At 58.8% G+C, this 15,944-nt stretch carries 10 protein-coding genes; 7 read left to right on the top strand and 3 right to left on the bottom strand.

All coding sequences use genetic code 11. From position 1 onward, the window contains the following. The first annotated feature begins 297 nt into the window (after positions 1–297). Genes AB7933_RS00840 through AB7933_RS00825 form a run of 4 tightly spaced genes read left to right on the top strand, consistent with a single transcriptional unit; the run spans position 298 to position 4,961 of the window. Positions 298–1,464 (top strand): SAVED domain-containing protein, encoded by a 1,167-nt coding sequence (locus AB7933_RS00840; RefSeq protein ID WP_019821280.1) that lies wholly within the window; start codon positions 298–300, stop codon positions 1,462–1,464. Beyond that, entirely contained in the window at positions 1,464–2,714 is a 1,251-nt protein-coding gene (locus AB7933_RS00835) for a nucleotidyltransferase domain-containing protein (protein ID WP_019821279.1), read from the top strand. The genes AB7933_RS00840 and AB7933_RS00835 overlap by 1 nt, the downstream gene beginning before the upstream one ends. Further along, entirely contained in the window at positions 2,698–4,482 is a 1,785-nt protein-coding gene (locus tag AB7933_RS00830) for a HesA/MoeB/ThiF family protein (RefSeq protein ID WP_031319187.1), read from the top strand. The genes AB7933_RS00835 and AB7933_RS00830 overlap by 17 nt, the downstream gene beginning before the upstream one ends. Then, a complete protein-coding gene (locus tag AB7933_RS00825) occupies positions 4,479–4,961 on the top strand; it encodes a Mov34/MPN/PAD-1 family protein (RefSeq protein WP_017341627.1) in 483 nt (160 codons plus the stop codon). Before AB7933_RS00830 ends, AB7933_RS00825 begins: the two co-directional genes overlap by 4 nt. A gap of 28 nt (positions 4,962–4,989) precedes the next feature. Here AB7933_RS00825 and AB7933_RS00820 read toward each other — a convergent pair whose 3' ends face one another. Continuing rightward, positions 4,990–5,538, bottom strand: coding sequence for a 3'-5' exonuclease (locus AB7933_RS00820; protein ID WP_017341626.1), 549 nt, complete (start codon positions 5,536–5,538; stop codon positions 4,990–4,992). Positions 5,539–5,765: 227 nt separating this feature from the next. On the opposite strand from AB7933_RS00820, the gene AB7933_RS00815 reads away from it, so the two are divergent. The 3 genes from AB7933_RS00815 (at position 5,766) to AB7933_RS00805 (ending at position 7,804) form a co-directional block, all read left to right on the top strand. Continuing rightward, positions 5,766–6,404 carry an antitoxin Xre/MbcA/ParS toxin-binding domain-containing protein gene (locus AB7933_RS00815; RefSeq protein ID WP_228758830.1) on the top strand — a complete coding sequence of 213 codons (639 nt, stop codon included), beginning with the start codon at positions 5,766–5,768 and terminating at the stop codon, positions 6,402–6,404. Positions 6,405–6,766: 362 nt separating this feature from the next. Then, positions 6,767–7,159 (top strand): DUF6957 family protein, encoded by a 393-nt coding sequence (locus AB7933_RS00810; protein ID WP_074059250.1) that lies wholly within the window; start codon positions 6,767–6,769, stop codon positions 7,157–7,159. Between the two features lie 267 nt (positions 7,160–7,426). Then, positions 7,427–7,804, top strand: a complete 378-nt coding sequence (locus tag AB7933_RS00805) for a hypothetical protein (protein ID WP_024078221.1) — start codon at positions 7,427–7,429, stop codon at positions 7,802–7,804. Here the strand turns inward: AB7933_RS00805 and pbpC are convergent. Together pbpC and AB7933_RS00795 are read right to left on the bottom strand one after the other, a co-directional pair. Next, positions 7,801–10,098 carry a penicillin-binding protein 1C gene (gene pbpC, locus AB7933_RS00800; RefSeq protein ID WP_024078220.1) on the bottom strand — a complete coding sequence of 766 codons (2,298 nt, stop codon included), beginning with the start codon at positions 10,096–10,098 and terminating at the stop codon, positions 7,801–7,803. The two genes, AB7933_RS00805 and pbpC, sit on opposite strands and share 4 nt — an antisense overlap. Continuing rightward, a complete protein-coding gene (locus AB7933_RS00795) occupies positions 10,079–15,886 on the bottom strand; it encodes an alpha-2-macroglobulin (RefSeq protein WP_041161324.1) in 5,808 nt (1,935 codons plus the stop codon). Before AB7933_RS00795 ends, pbpC begins: the two co-directional genes overlap by 20 nt. Positions 15,887–15,944: the final 58 nt, after the last annotated feature.

Below are 15,944 nucleotides of genomic sequence, written 5' to 3'. Positions count from 1 at the left end.
CGTTCTCATCAGTCCTACGCGCGGTATGTATCGAAATTAGCAAGTTTATGTCTTTTGCATAAACTCGCTAATTTCGATACATACGCTGTGGTCAGTGCCATTACCCACCAGCACTTGCCAGAAAAACGAACGCTGCGAACACTCCGTTTCGATGAGCCACAAACAGCATCCTGCTTATAGCCGACTCAGCATTCGTCACCCTTAGATCTCTCTTGAAATCGAGGCAAATGACCCTAATATGATCTTATCTTGCCATCATCGTTTTCAATCATGGATGTTTCTCGGGGGTAGGTCGGAATGGCAGAACAAGAAGACGCTAAGCCCGCAAGCGGGCGCTTCAACACAAATGATGAGACGAAGCGGATCGTATGGACACAGACCGCTGGTCATTGTGAACTGTGCGGCACGGATCTGACGTTCGATTATCGTGCCGGCAAGCCAATGAAATGGGGCGAAGTGGCGCATATCCTGCCCGCCAGTCCCAAAGGCCCTCGGGGACGCGCGGATCATGATGCTGAGGCGCACACAAACGATACCGCTAATCTGATGCTCCTGTGCCCAGGTTGTCATGACAAAATTGATCGTGACGCAGATGGGTATCCTGAAAATGATTTGAGTGGTTTACACCAAGCGTACCTGGAACGCATCCGACTCGCCGCAACGACCCCCGATGGTGGCAGAGCTATTCCTCTCATCGTCCAGAGTCAGCATTTTCAGACGATCAACGATATCCCCGTTCGCGATCTGTTGACTGCGATGTCCGCCGAGGGATTAACCGCCTTCGATCAAGGCATCAAAATCGCCTTCGCTGCACCCGGACCACGTGGCAGGGACACTACCTATTGGCAGAACGTCAAAGACAGCGTCCAGTATGAGCTGGAGCAGCAACTCAAGCGTCGCGGCGGCACTTATGGCGATTCGCCCGCGCTAGCAGTAGTCGGCTTGGCCGACATTCCGGCCTTGATGATGTTGGGCCAGAGTATCGGCGACCGTTCCAAACGCTTGATCTTCTCTTTTCACCGCGAGCATCTTTTGCGCTGGCCCGATCAGTCTGCTGAGCCGCCTAGTTTTCTGTTTACGCCTCCACCCAACGGCGATGGCCCACTGGCGTTGGTGCTCTCCATTTCTGCGCAAGTTCCAGTTCGCGACGTGACCGACGCTCTACCCGGTGCACGTATTGCAGAGCTGTCGATCCCAGAACCAAGCTACGCGATGGTACAGAACCGTCGGGTGATTCATGCCTTTCGCGACGCACTTCAAATACGACTGAGCCAGCTTGAGGCTCTGACTCCTGACCCTATCCACGTCTTCGCCGCCATTCCTGCGGCATTAGCCATCGAGTTTGGCGCGTTGCTCACAACACAGCATCAACATACATACCTGATCTTCGATCGGGACAAAGAAAACCAAGATCGGTTTACGCAAACACTGCAATTGGGTCCAGTGGCCCAGGAGGCTATGTAATGCTTTTGAGCAACGAACAGACCAAGCGCAGCAGTTGGGAATATTTTCTGCTTCGCGCCGCGCGGGAAATCTCGCTGTCGGAAGCGCAGTACGAAAAAATCAATGACCGCTACTCCCAACTGGAAAAAATCCTCTCGGCTTCCGACAACCCGCTGCTCGCTGAGGCCCATATTTTCGTTCAAGGCTCGATGCGGCTGAAGACGACCATCAAGCCAATCCCCGGCGCGCCTGCGGATCTGGACACCATTGATGCGGACGCGATTATTTGGCTTCCTCACGCTCAGGGCGCTGGTGCAAAGGAAGTTCTAGAAGCGATTGAGCAGCGTTTTAGGGAAGGCTCCCGCGTTCAAGAAGAAGTTAAGCAATTACGTCGTGGCATCCGGATCGTTTATGCCGACGAAAATCCAGGTTTCCACATCGATGTCACGCCTGCCCGCGCGATCAACGGAAATGGCGAAGCAAACGGCGAAGGTAAGCTGGAGGTTCCGGATCGGGTCACAGGGTGGAAAGCAAGCAGCCCTATCCCTTACTCGAATTGGTTGCAGGTTGCTTCTGCCCAAGAAATCTCTCTGGAAAGCTTGGTAGTTGCCAAAAGCCAGCGGATGCTTGATGCCGCGACACAAGATCCTTTACCGCATTATCAGGATTACATCGATCAAGATCCCCTGCGTGCGACCATTAAGCTGCTCAAGCGGCATCGCGATGAATGGGCCATCAAGACAAGGAGCGCTGATACTCGCCCAATATCTGCGGTCATCACCACCCTGGCCACGCACGCATACCTGGATGTCGTAAAGGAGTCGCAGTCGAAGCCTCTGGCTCCGCTCGATGCAATTTTGGAAATCGTTCGCAGGATGCCGCAGCACATCGCGCAGAGAGGTAGCGACTGCTATGTCTACAATCCTGCCGATAACGGCGAAAACTTTGCAGAGAAGTGGAATCGACCGGGCGAGGGGCAAGGCTATCGCCAAGCATTTGCCAAATGGCATGCGGACGCCAGTGCATCTGTTTCATTGGGTTTGGAAAGTTTTGAATCCAACGATTCCTTTGCCGAGGCAGTGAAAAAGAATTTCGGTATTGCACCGGCATTCATTACGGCAGTGAACAATGAGATCCCTGCGAACTGGACGATGCCCGGCCGACCGGATGGCACTACTCGAAACTCTGCTTCGATGGGTTCGCTCTTCGGAGGGGCCAGCGGTGGCGGAACCTCTCAGTCGAGCGTAAAGCCAGTTGGACGCCTTGGCTGATCCTATTAAGACGCCATTGCAGCGCGGAATCGCCGCACTGCGAAACACCCTAGGTCAGGATGCTGCCGATGCATTGCTCCAGCCCGCACCCACGCGGGCTGACGAAGCGGCGTGCTTTCACTTCCCCTTGCCCACCGATTACACGGGGCAGGAGCGCCGACTGCGTATAGGTTTCCCCTCCAACTTTCCCCGTGGACTCTTGCGGCTGAACGTCGAACCCTCTCCATGGCTGGTTTGGCCGCATGCCACCAAGTCGGGGCTTTGCCTTCATGGCTTTCAGGAGCGCCCCATTATGGGCTCCCCGGAGGTCGTGGTAGAGGACAGCCTTGCTCGCTTGGCCCAGATCGTTTCGTTGTCCAAGATGGGATCAAACCAGGCAACGCGCGATATCGAATTTCAGAATGAGATCACTACCTACTGGTCTTTTCAGCACGGTCAGTCATTCCAGAACCTCTTACTGTTGGATCGCCCTCAGGCCGCCTCGCAGTTGTTTGCTCTCAGCGATCCGCGCCGGGTTATGCCATCCGGTCAGGAAACGGTTTGGTTAGCATCGAACGTAGCTGCACTCAAAGGGCATTACCGACGGGTTGTCGGGCGCTCCGCTGTCATTCGCGCGGCCGAAACTCCCGGTTTTTACGTCAAGCTTCAGACTTATCCGGATATCCGCACCCCGGATCCGGAAGATTTATTGCTGTGGCTCACGCCACACCTTCAACCAGACGATGCCGAGCAATTGCTGGCATGGTTTGAGCTGCATGGAACGTTGGCGAGTCGATGGATTGTTCTGGAGCTTCCAGGAGGGGCAGATGCTCCAACATATTGCCTCAATGTGCGCTCGCTCGGCGTACAGCAGGAGCGGGGGGCAAAGTTTGGCTTGCGTACAGCGCGCCGTCGGCCAGCTATCGCAAATGCACATCCTCCGGCGCTCGTCCGAGCAACTGCCCTGGACGTGCTTGATCGAGCGTCCATTCTGTCCCGCGATATAAGCGGTACTGCACAGCACCTTGAAAATGCTCGAGTCGTTTGTGTTGGCGTTGGCTCGTTAGGCAGTGCGGTGGCAATACAATTGGCACGATCCGGTGTCGGCCACCTTACCCTCATCGATCCTGACACTTTGGTGTCAGCCAATCTGGGGAGGCACGTTCTGGGAGCGGATAGCCTAGGTAGACTGAAAGCCTCCGCGTTGAGGGACAAGATTCTGTTAGATCTTCCGACGACAGAATGCACCGCTTATGCGACTTTTGCCGAAGTGGTGATGAGCAGCAAACCAGAAGTGTTTGATAACGCAGATCTGGTGGTGATCACGACAGCAGACTGGCAGTCGGAGGTCACTGTATGGCGAGCCAAATCAAGCGGCGCTCCTTGGGGGCTTTTACAAGCCTGGAGCGAACCGTATACCCAGGTAGGCCATGCGCTATTCGCACCAGCCGGCACCTTTGATGGCCGTCAGTTGTTCACGGACGTCGGCGATTTTCTGCATAGATTTACAGAGTGGCCGGGAGGCGGTGTTGTTCCACTGCCCGCGTGTGGCGAGAGCTTTATCCCAGGCGGCTCGCTGGGAATGACCAATATCGCCTCTATGGTGTCGCACACGGCCTTACGCGCATTGACCGGCAACATCGCCACTGCATCTTGGGTCAGCAGTATCTACAGGCCTGAAGATGTTCTGAGCCTAGGAGGCCAATACCATGGTCCCAAACTGCCAGAGGGAGCGCAGCAAATCTTACTCGAGCGCGGATGGCCGGAAGATAAGGACGAAACGGTATGACGGATATCGCATGGCGCTGGCGATGGCCGGAGGTGAATTCCGAGCTATTGGTGTCCCAAGCTGTCGCGGACATCTTGGATAGTCATCGGCAGGGCCTTTTTGGCGTGGAGCGAGGGGGACAGTTATTTGTCAACCCGGTTGATCCGAAAGGGTTGCTGCTGGCCTTGGCCACGTTGCCTCATCGCGCCGATCGGTCAGGCTGGTCTTGGCTAGAGTTGGATGCGGAGCGGTGCCGTCAGGAAATCCAGGCTGCCAACGAACAAGGGTTACGTCTGGTGGGCTATTGGCATACGCATCCCCAATCCGTTCCGGTGATCTCTCCGGCAGACATCGGAAGTTTCTCCAAATTTGCTGCACGTTACACGCAGGATCTGCCGCACCCAATAGCCGTTATTGTCGGCAAGTCCGAAAAACCAGAAGGTATCAAGGCGTGGTCGTTCAGGGACGGCAGATATGTTGAGGCAACCTGTATCAGATGAGCTTCGAGTCAGTGCGGTGGAAGGTAGGTCAGCGTTTACCTTTACCCGCTAGCATTAGTGCGAAGAGCTCTGCCTGAAAGCGGGCATCATCCAATGCGTTATGGTTCGGTTCGCTGAGTGGCTTCAGCGCAGCGGTCATTTTGGATGATTTTGTTTCCTGCCAGCTGCAACCTACAGCGCCCATAAAGTAGGCCTTCATGTCGATAGCGGTAAAACCAAAGGGGTTGGTTTCCAGGTATTTGTGGAAGTAGTAATTGACGAATGACCAGTCAAACGGTGCATTGAGTCCTACGAAAATGACCTTTTGCCCCGGTTGGCAGGACGATTTCAGCCATTGATCAAATGTCAGCATCGCCTGTTGCGGAGCGAGGCCCTCGCGCTCCAGCTTCTCCAGACTCAGCCCCGATACTGCCAGTGCTTCCGGGTCGTGTTTTGGACTGTCAGGTCGTAGTTCAAGATAGATGGACGTTACAGGTTGGGCTACAAGACAGGCTCCAATGGAAAGCAGACTGTATTCGCCTGGTATAGGCCCAGAAGTCTCGACGTCGACGGAAACATAAAGCTCATCAGGGTGCATGTCATATCCTTTCGTGTAGTTACCTGATCACGCTCAGGCTCTTAGCCATGTGAAGGTGGAAAGGCAGGTATAGCCATTGCCCCATTTTTTGCTGTTTCACTCGCTATCCGGCGTTCGAGCAGCGGCAGTGCCTGTCTACCAGCGGATTGCGCGTTCCTTTGGTCAGCTCTGGGCCCAAGCATAATGATGTGTGTCATTCTCTGATGGCGGATGAGGGCCGGACGATCATGAGTGAAACTGAGCGCTGGATAGTAAAATGCCAGAAAACTGAGGACGGTACTGGCGACATCATCATTGATCTGCCTCAAGAGTTGCTTGACCAAATGAGGTTAGGTGTTGGGGACGACCTGGAGCTAACGGTAGTGAATGGCACATTAGTCCTGACGCCCGTGTGCAACGCAACATCAGTGCGGCCCATGTTTGCTGGCGTCCTGCGTCAGGATGTCTATCATGCTTACCGCATGCGTCTGGAGACGCTTCTTCATATCTCTGTCAATGCTTCGGATCTGGACATTCACGACATGATAGTAGCTGGCTTCTCGGTCAGCCTGATCAAAATGCTTTGTGATGATGGAACCCTCAGCGACGAAGAACGCGACAGAATCATTCAACCCAAAACGCTCAAAACAAAACTGTCAGCCAATCAGCTTTTAACGTTGCATGAGAGCGATCGCCTGTTCCGGTTTGCACATATTACCGCCATGGCCGAGGTGATCTTCGGTGACAAAGGGAAGGCCAAACAATGGCTTTCCAAACCCAAAGCCCGTTTTTTGGGAGAAAGCCCATCGGCGATGGTCACTACAACCTTTGGCACACATCTAGTCGAAGAAATGCTGATTCAAGTGTCTGAGGGCATGTCATTTTGATTCAGCCGCAGCCAAACGGCTTCTACCGCTCCTTGAGTAACATGGATTTCATGCGCCTATACCGGCGTCGCCTTGCCGAATACGACATGCACGGGCATCCATGAAGCACTAGGTTTCACCCACATCGGCACCTACCGCTAGGTAGGGTTCACGCACGGCAATGGCATAGCTGGGTACTGGCGAAAACCCACTTTATCCGGTGACAGCTAGATAGAAATCATCCCGTTCAGTGGGATGAGGGGAGAAGACGGACCAGCTGTGAAATGGCCCAGTCTTCGGCATCGGAACCTCGTGTGTCGATGGGAGCTAAGCTGATTGATGCTTCTCGTTCGAATCGTTTTTTTGATCGGCCGGAGGTACAGATGAATCTGGCAGATTTTGTCTCAGTGCTTTCTGCGGGTGAGAAAATAGATGGGTGCCAACTCACCACCTCAGATGCTGTGGCCCTCGCCAGTCTGCATTTTCCTTCCCATGCCTATTGTCTTGTTGCTGATTGGGCAATATTGGATCTCGACATTCCAACACGTCAGCGAAAAGCCATTACGGATAGACAGCTAATTCCTGCTCTCGTTTACGCTTTGACCGTTATCCAAGACAGTAAAGGCCGCTTCCCGCCTGGTGATTGGGTCCGAACAACGCTGGGTGTTTCCTTCACCCATGACTGCTTATTTCGAACAAAAAACACAGTTTATGTGCTGATGGGGACTGGTCGAAGGTTGCACACGGATTTAGACATCGCACTGAGCCTGTGCTGAAAAAAGACTATTTCCGCACAGGTGAGTGACCGGTCGCGCTCACATAATATTTCGGCCTGAATGAACGCTCTCGCTGTTGTGTCAATCTATGTTGTTACCAATCGAGCCCCGTATTTGAAGTGCGACCCGTCTGTGTCAGTCTATGTTGCTGTCGTGTGGATCCCGGATCATCCTACAGGCCCCGATTTACGAGAGGGGCTGTGTCAAACTATGTTGTTGGTAACCACCAACCGGGTCTCCAGGCCCCCGCGAAAGGACGCGCCTTCGATGAACACCCCCTCGCAAATCCACGAGCGTTTGAACAACCGCCGATTCACCGTCGCCAACAACACCCACGGGCTATCCGGCGCGGGCACGGTGTTTCATTACCTGGTTGAGGGCGATGCGGTTTCCGGTACGTACCAAGGCGGTCGAATTCGCTTGGGTACGCAGGTTGGGCGCGTCACAGGTCCAGACTCTATCGAGCTGTTGTATCAGTGCCTGACGCTGGAAGGTGAACTGCTGGCCGGCTGGTCGCGAGGCATCGTCGGTGTGGATGCTGTCGGGCGTACCACGCTGAGTTTCGTGTGGGGGTGGTTGTCGGGGGCGACAGGAGGTGGGGAGTCGAACTATGTGGAGATTGCAGAGGGTGATGGCCACACCTAAGGCACAAACTCCACCCTCAACCCCCGGCTCACACTCCGTCCCTGATCATCACTGACCCGCAACCGATACTCGCCTGATTTGCCCGGCCGCCAGTTCAAGGTGGCTTGTGGCGGGCCCTGGCCGATCAGGCTTTGGTCGGCGAACCAGTAAAGCGTCGTCGCATCGCTGGCCGCATTCGCGTTCAGCGGGATGCTTTCCTGGGGTTGGGACAGGCGCAACTGATAACTCACTTGCGTCAGGGGCGAGCGGATCTGTGGGGCTTCGCTCTGGTCGCTGATGCGGTTGGGCTGGCAGTTTTTCAGCACGTTGGGCGGCGTGCGCCGAGGCAGGCCGGCGGCGCGGTACAGGCGTTGCACGTCGCTGGGCCAGAATTCGAAGACTTCTTCGCGGGTGTACTGCGGATCGAACGGCGGGCAGGCGGCCTTGCCGGTGCGGGTGTCGATCAGCACCGGGCGGTGCAGGTTGGACACGCGAATCGGCGAGACGCCGGGGATGTACCAGGTCTTGCGGGTTTGCGGGCACCAGCGGTTGGGCAACTCGCCGGATGCGGCGCAGACGTCGATGCGCACCAGCCCGGCGGGCGGCTTGTCGGGCTTGATGACGGTGTTGGGCAAGGCCAGGGGCAGGGCATCGGCGATGCGGAAAAACAGCGGCGCGGCGGTCTTGGCGCCAATAAACGCGGGGTTCGGGCGACCGTCGAAGTTGCCCACCCACACCACCAGCACATAGGGGCCCACCAGGCCGGCGCTCCAGGCATCGTGAAACCCCCACGAGGTACCGGTCTTCCAGGCAGTGCGCCAGTGGCGGCCGGGCAGGCCATCCGGGCGCGGGTTGCGTCGCAGCATGTCGCGCACCATAAAGGCGGCCTGGGGCGTGAGCAGCGCCGCTCCGGTGGTTTGCGGCTGTTCCTGTAAATAGCGCAAGGGTCGCAAATGACCGTCACCGGCCAGCATCACGTACAGCCGCGCCAGTTCCTCCGGGGTCATCTCACCGCCACCCAGCGCGAGCGCCAGGCCGTAATGGCTCTCGTTGCGCAGGCCCTTGATGCCCGCCTCTTGCAGTAATCCGTAGAGCGAGGGCGATTTCACCTGGCTGGCCAGCCACACGGCCGGGATATTACGGCTACGGATCAACGCATCGCGCGCCGTCAGTGGCCCGACAAAACTGCCGTCGAAATTTTCCGGTTGGAAGTAGCCGAAACTACTGGGCAGGTCCTTGAGGATGCTCATGGGGTGGATCACCCCTTGGTCCAGCGCCAGCCCATACAGAAACGGCTTCAGGGTCGACCCAGGCGAGCGGCGCGACAACACGCCGTTAACTTGGCCGTGGATGCCTGTGGATAAATAATCCGCCGAACCCACCAGCGCCTTGACGCTCTGGTCGCGACTGTCGATCAGGATGGCGGTGGCGTTTTCCACACCGGTGCTGCGCCGCTCGGCGATAAACCCGCTGATCAGGCGCTCGAGCAATTGCTGCAAGGGCAGGTTGAGGGTGCTGTTGAGTTCGTTACCCGGTTGGGACGCGAGCAGTTGTTCGCTCAGGTGCGGTGCCAGGAACGGAATCTGCTGGCGGTTGCGTGCTTCCAGGGGCAAGTCCAGCAAACTGTCGTTACGCACGTCCTGTGGATAAGTACTCCGCCAGTCATTCATCAAGCGCAGCCGTGCGTTTTGCAGCGAGGGGCCGAAGCGCGCACGCCTTCCCGGCTGTTGCGGGATCACTGCCAGCGCCAGGGCCTCGGATAACGAAAGCTGCGCCGCTGACTTGCCAAAATAGATGCGGCTGGCCGCTTCCGCGCCTTCGATATTGCCGCCCATGGGGGCCAGGTTCAGATAGGCCTCCAGGATGTCGTGCTTGCTGTAGCGCGTTTCCAGCCACAGTGCCAAGGCCATTTGCTGCAATTTACCCGGCACCTGGCGCGTATTGAGGTCCCATAGGCGCCGCGCCAGTTGCATGCTCAAGGTCGAGCCACCCTGGCGCTGCCCGCCGCTGTAGGTGGCCATGGCCGCGCGCAGCAGCGCCGGGGGATTGATCCCCGGGTGCCAATAGAAATTGCGGTCTTCCTTGAGCAGCAAGGCTTCGACCAATGACGGCGAGATCCGCTCCAGCGGCAGCCAGAGGCGGTATTGCCCATCATCCGCCAGGGTCATGCGCAGCAGCGAGCCATCATCCGCCAGCACGACCTTGGAGGACGTTACCGCCTGTTCCAGCGGGGCATGGGGCCAAAGCCGCAACCCCGCCAGTACCACCGCCGCTGCGAGCAGCGGCGTCAGGCACTTAAGGCTTGGTAATTTCAAGCTGGCCTACTTTGCCACGCCCTTGCAGGGTGGTTTCGTACATACCTTCGGCGTAGGCCGGTGGTGTATTGAAGGTGCCGGCGTTGGTGGCGCGCACGCGGTAGACGAAGGTGCCGGCATCGCGCAACGCGGTACCGTACAACACCACCCGATCATCGCGTACATCCACATAATCCGGCTGCCAGTTGCTCAACGCGGTCTCGCCGATCGGCGCTTGCCAGGTGTCGGCTTCCTGGTTGTCTTCGACGTATTCAGACTCTTCGCCTTCACCTTCGCTGTCCTCGCCGCTGGCGGTTTCCGGCTCCGGCGGCAAGTTATACACAGGCTCGACGCCACCGGGCAGCAGGTCAACCACGGCCACTTGCTGCACCTGATCGCGATCCGTTGCGCGCAGGCGCAGGCGTACGAGGAATTCGTCGCCCACCGCGACCTTGCTCACCGGCTCGCCTTTGAGGTCAAGGTACTCGTGGATGATTTCCAGGCCGTTGTTGATGGGCTTGAGCTTGGCGCCCTTATCGAAACCGGCTTCGCTGAGCATGTAGAACGCTGCCGGGCCTTCGCTTTTTTCCATCAGCAGTTTTTGCGTACCCACGGGCACGGCGGCACGCGGTGGCTGGCCGGCCATCTCCAGTAATTGTTGCTGTTTGTCACCCAGCCACGCGGTGGCCTTGAGGGACATGTCGCTTTGCGCGCGCTGGCCATAGTTGTCCAAGGCCCGCAGGAGCAGGGCGGCCGAGAGTGAGTTGTAGCGCTGTTCGTTCAGGCGCTTGCCGAGTTTATCCAGCAACGCCGTGGGTACCTCGTCAAGCAACTCGGGGAAGTGCCGAGCCAGCAGGTGCAAGTGTTCGGCATCGTGCACCAGCGGGTCGTAATAAAGGCCGTCGCTGTCCCACTTATCCACAAGCGAACGCCATGGGATTTTGCGCAACAACGTATCGGCCTGGCGATCCTGCTTGAGCAGCTTGTAGCTGGCGGCCAGGTAGGCGGCACCGAGGTCGTTCTGCCAGCTGTCCTTGAAGGTGCTTTCGTAGCGTTCGCGGATATCGCTCAAGGCGCCACTGACGAGAATCCCCTGACGGCTCAGCAGGTAACTGGCGTAGGCACGGTTGCGCAATTCCGACAGGCCTTCGCTCGGGCCGTTGGCCAGGTCCGTCAGATAGGCGTTGGCCCGCACCAACAGATCTTCCGGTACTGGCAGCCCACGCTCCTTGGCTTCGATCAGGAAGTCGGTGGCGTACAGGCTGGCGTAGGGCGCTACATCCGGGTTGGCCGCCCATAAACCAAAGCCGCCGGCCTGGTTCTGGCGTTGGCGCAGCATGCGCACCGCGCTGCCGAAGGCTTGCTCGGCCTCTGGCGCCGTACCGCCCCAGATCAACGCTGGCATGGCCTTGGACACCAGTTGTTCGGTGCAGGCATAGCCATAATCATCCAGGTAGTGCTTGAGGCCATTGGCCCACACTAACGGGGAGGCCGCCACACCCACCTGTACATCGCGCAGTTGGTTGAACAGTTCGCGGGTGGGCTTGAGCTCTTTGCTGGCGCTGTCGAAACGTCCTAGGCTCAGGGCCACGCGATGCTCACTCAGGGGGCGGATCGACGTGGTTTCCGCCACTTGGATACGCTTGCCGTCCGGCAGCACCGCGACAAAGCGCAGATCCGCCGAGCCGAGGTGCTCGCCGACCTTGATCTTGAACTCGGCGGTACCCTCCTTGCGCGGTTGCAGTGACAAGGTTGTGCCCTTGCCGCCCTGGACTACCAGTCCGTCGCTGGTCTGCACTTCAAACTTCACATCCGCCGCGGCATCCAGGTTGCTGAACACCCCGGCACTCACGTTGAACACATCCCCCGGCGCGACAAAGGCCGGTACGTTGGGGGTAATGACGATCGGCCCGCGTACTTCGGTGTTGGCCTCGCTGACACCGACGCTGTCAGCATCCACGGCCACCGCAAACAGGTGCAGCTTGCCATTGAAGCTGTCTGGCACCCGGTAATGCAGCACGCTTTCACCGGCGGGCAGGTCCACCAGCCCGGACCACCAGGCCACAGGCGGCTGATGTTTGCGCTTGAACGGGTTGAGGTGATTGGCCAGGGCGCCTTCGGTATCGCCACCGGGCGCAGCCCCACTGAGCAGGCGGCTGAATTCCGGCAGGATCAGGTCAAGGATCTGACTGGTGCCGACCTCCAGTGCACGCTTCTGGAAGAAGAAGCCCAACGGGTCCGGCGTCTGGTAGCGCGCTACTTGCAGGATCCCTTCGTCCACCGCGTAGACCACCGCCCGGCCCGGGCGGTCGGCGGTGACCTTGATATCCAGGGTCTGCCCCGGCTCGATCTTCGCCGGGCCTTCCACCTTCAGCGCCATGCGCCGTGCGTCGAGGTTGATGCTGAACGGCACCACGCCATAGGACAGCGGGCTCATGTACACCTCGGCCGAACCCATGTCGCGTACAAACTGCACGTTGACGTAGGCATTGCCCTCAAGCCCTGCGGGAACGCGGATATGTTGCACGCTGTTGGTGCTGTCGGCCTTGAACCATTGCTGGGTATAGACCTTGTCGCGTTCGATGGTGATCAGGCCCGCACCGGTATACGGCGCACGAATGCTGATCGCGATCTCATCCCCGGTGGCGTAGCTGCGTTTATCCAGGCGCAGTTGCAGCTCGGCGTTGCGTTCCAGGGAGCGCGAAGTGTTGCCACGCCCGGCCACGCTGTAGTCGATCTGGTTGAGCAGGTTGCCGTTGGCATCCTTGAGTTGCAGGGTGAAATCGCCCGGCGTTGCGGTGTTCAGTGTCTGCTTGGCGCCTTCCTGGGTCATGACCACCGGCGAGGCCGGCTGGCTGATGTTCTTGATGCGCGACTCGTATTTGTAGGTGCCGTTGGACTGCTTGACCAGCACCGAGACGTAGCGGTGCTCGACCACTTCGCTGGTCAGGCCATCCACCGCCAGCGGCGTGAGGTCCGGCGCCACGGCCAGCCAGTGCACCTGGCGGGGAGCGTCCTTGGCGACATACGACAGTGAGTCCTGACTTTTCACACCGACCAGATAGGGCGCGGACGACACCAGCAACGCACTTTGCGCCGCCACGTTACGTCCACCTTCGGCTTCAAATACCTGGGTCATCACTTGCAGGCGGTAGGTGCTGTTGGCAAAGCGTTGCAGGTTGAGGTCAAGCAGCGCCTGGCCGTTATCGTCGACGGTGGTCTCGGCCAGGTCTTCGGTGCTGGCCTCGTCCAGCGAGTTGTTGAGGCGGAAGCGATAATCGGGGTAGCGATCGAAGGCTGCCAGCGTCGGGCTCAGGGACATTTTCGCGGTGACGCGACGGCCGGACGCCGGGGACCCGAACAGGTGCATCGCGGTGACTTTGGCCACCACCTGGTCCGGTGGAATCCAGCCCAGCACCGGGGTGTCATGCAGGCTGAGGCTGACCTTCATACGGTCCGGCTCGAAATCGCGAACCTTGAAGCTGACGCTGCCCAGGTCTGTGCGGGTCTGCTTCTGGCCGATCAACTGCAAGGTGGCGGTGTAATCCCCGGCGGGGGCGGTCTCGCTGCTGGGGAAATCAAAGGCTTCAAAGCCGCTGGTGGACAGCTTCAGCGGTTGGCGAATCACTTCCAGGCCGCGTGGGTCGGTGATCTGCAGTTCCACCGGCAGGCCCTGCAGGGCGCCTTTCCAGTTGCCGCTGCGTACGATCATGCCCAGGTGCGCGGTTTCACCGGGCCGGTACAGGCCACGGTCGGTGAACAAGTAGGCGCTGAGACGATCGATCGCACCGTCCTCTTCCAGGCCGCCGACATCGAAGCGCGATAGATCCAGCTGCTGGGACTGACGGGCAATCGGCAGGAAGGATTGGTCATTGCCACGGCTGACCACATACATCAGCGGCGTTTTCTCACGGCGCAGTTCATCGAGCTTGGCGAAATGCGCGTGGCCTTCGTTATCGGTGTGGCCGCTGGCGACCGGCAAACCGTTACGCCCGATGATATCGACCTGGGCGTCGGCGACCGGCGAGCCATTGCCGATGGACTGTACATACACATCATGGCTGCCGTCGCTGGAGCGTTTGGCGATGATCCCCAGGTCCGTGACCACGATAAAGCGCAGGTCGCTGGTACTGCTGCGCGAATAATCGAAGGTGCGTTCGGCCGGTTCATCCTGCGGGCTGAGCTTGAGCACGAAGATGCCGCGACGACCGCCGTTGGCGGTGAGGTAATGGCTGAGGTCGACGTTGTCATAGACGGTTTTCGCCGGGTCATTGGACGACAGCGGAATATCCAGCGCCTGACGCTCGACCATGCGATCGAAATACTCGTTGCCGAAGTTAGGCCGGGCGAAGCTGCCGCTGCTTTGGTCGACCAGATGCTGCAATTGGTTGGGCAGCAGGCGCGCGATTTCCACATGGGCACCCGGCACGCCACGGGCCATGAAACCCAGGCGTTTTTCGCCGTTGAGGCTGAGCAGGGCGCCGTCGGAGAGGAACTGCAAGGTGCGCGGATACGCCGGCATGCTGATCAGGGACGCTGTGGGGTTTTTCGCCAGGTAGCCGCCGATGGCTTCCAGGTTGGCGGGCACTCGCACATACAGCGCTCGACCGGCCGGGGCCTTGAACTTGAAGGCGTGCAGGGTGTTGAGCGGCTCGACGCTGGGCACGTGGGTCAGGTTGACCTTGGTGCTGCGGGCGAGCAGGGCATCGTCGATATCGTTGCTGTTATAGGGGCGGGTGTCGTCCTGGGCTTTTTCCGGCAACAGCCAGGCCTGGACCTTATTGGCGATGGTGTCATCGGCTACGGCACTGGAACTGCTGAACATCAGCACCGGCTCCGGTTCGCCGCGTTCGTTGTCCACAAAGCTGACTTCGGCGCCGGTAAAGGTCAGGCGATAACGACCCGGTACGGTGACTTCCGCCACCAGCGGTGCGGTGCTGGCGTTACCGCCGTCGCGGGCCTTGATGCCTTCATCGAGCTTGGCGCTGACAGGCGTGCTTTCCAGCGGGGTAGCCAAGGCGGCAGAGCGCACGAAGGCGTTGAGCTTGGTGTCGTCGAAGGTTATTTCCGGGCGGTTGGGCAGCTGTGCATCGCGGTAGGCCAAGCCTTTTCCTAGGGCGACCGATACGCGCTTGCGCACGCTTTCTTCATCAACCGGGTGGGAAAAACGGAAGGTCGCTACCAGTTGTTTCAGGGTTGGGTTGGATGGGTCCTGGTACAGCTCGTTTTGCGCCAGGCTGGCGCGGAACGGCTGGGTGGAGAATTGGCTACTGTACTGGCTGAGCAACACGCCGTCGGCCAGCAGGCTTTTCTTCGCCAGGTCGAGGGTGTAGTGGGCGTCAACGGGCCAGTCTTTTTCCGGCACAAACACCAGGCTGCGATCATCCGACCAACGCCACGTGCCTGCTATCGCAGGTTTGAGGCTGATGCCCTCGTTCACGGGTTTGCCGATGGCGGCCAACGGTGCCACGGATTCGGCAAAGCGCACCTGCAGGTTATCCACAACCGGTGGCTGCTGGGTGTAGTCGGTCAGGTTGGGTTTATGCAGCGAATAGCCCACGGTGTGGGGCTGCGGCAGGTGGGTGTACCAGTGCCAGCCATAGAAAGCCGCGGCGGCCAGCAGCACCAGGCCCAATACGCCGGCACCGGCCTGGCGCGGATAAGCGCGGGCTTTGTTGCCCAGGTTCGCCAGGCCGCGGCCAATGGCACGCAGCCATAGCGGCGGATGCCATTGACCGAAAACGGCCCCCACCACAGTCAGAAACACACCGACAACACGACGGCTGATGGCTTTGAGCGAATCGAACATGGTGAGCATCCCTGGCTAAGTGCGGCGTATCTTACACGCGTCTTTGATACAAAAGATG

The sequence above is a fragment of the Pseudomonas gorinensis genome (assembly GCF_042015035.1).
GTDB lineage: Bacteria > Pseudomonadota > Gammaproteobacteria > Pseudomonadales > Pseudomonadaceae > Aquipseudomonas > Aquipseudomonas gorinensis.
The sequence above is the reverse complement of the archived record's forward strand: the minus strand, read 5'-3'. Positions and strand labels throughout refer to the sequence as shown.

Bases quoted from the DNA above. Each gene is read 5' to 3' on its own strand.
- AB7933_RS00795 (WP_041161324.1), bottom strand. From the start codon at position 15,886: ATGTTCGATTCGCTCAAAGCCATCAGCCGTCGTGTTGTCGGTGTGTTT.
- AB7933_RS00805 (WP_024078221.1), top strand. From the start codon at position 7,427: ATGAACACCCCCTCGCAAATCCACGAGCGTTTGAACAACCGCCGATTC.
- AB7933_RS00810 (WP_074059250.1), top strand. From the start codon at position 6,767: ATGAATCTGGCAGATTTTGTCTCAGTGCTTTCTGCGGGTGAGAAAATA.
- AB7933_RS00815 (WP_228758830.1), top strand. From the start codon at position 5,766: ATGAGTGAAACTGAGCGCTGGATAGTAAAATGCCAGAAAACTGAGGAC.
- AB7933_RS00835 (WP_019821279.1), top strand. From the start codon at position 1,464: ATGCTTTTGAGCAACGAACAGACCAAGCGCAGCAGTTGGGAATATTTT.
- AB7933_RS00840 (WP_019821280.1), top strand. From the start codon at position 298: ATGGCAGAACAAGAAGACGCTAAGCCCGCAAGCGGGCGCTTCAACACA.
- AB7933_RS00825 (WP_017341627.1), top strand. From the start codon at position 4,479: ATGACGGATATCGCATGGCGCTGGCGATGGCCGGAGGTGAATTCCGAG.
- AB7933_RS00820 (WP_017341626.1), bottom strand. From the start codon at position 5,538: ATGCACCCTGATGAGCTTTATGTTTCCGTCGACGTCGAGACTTCTGGG.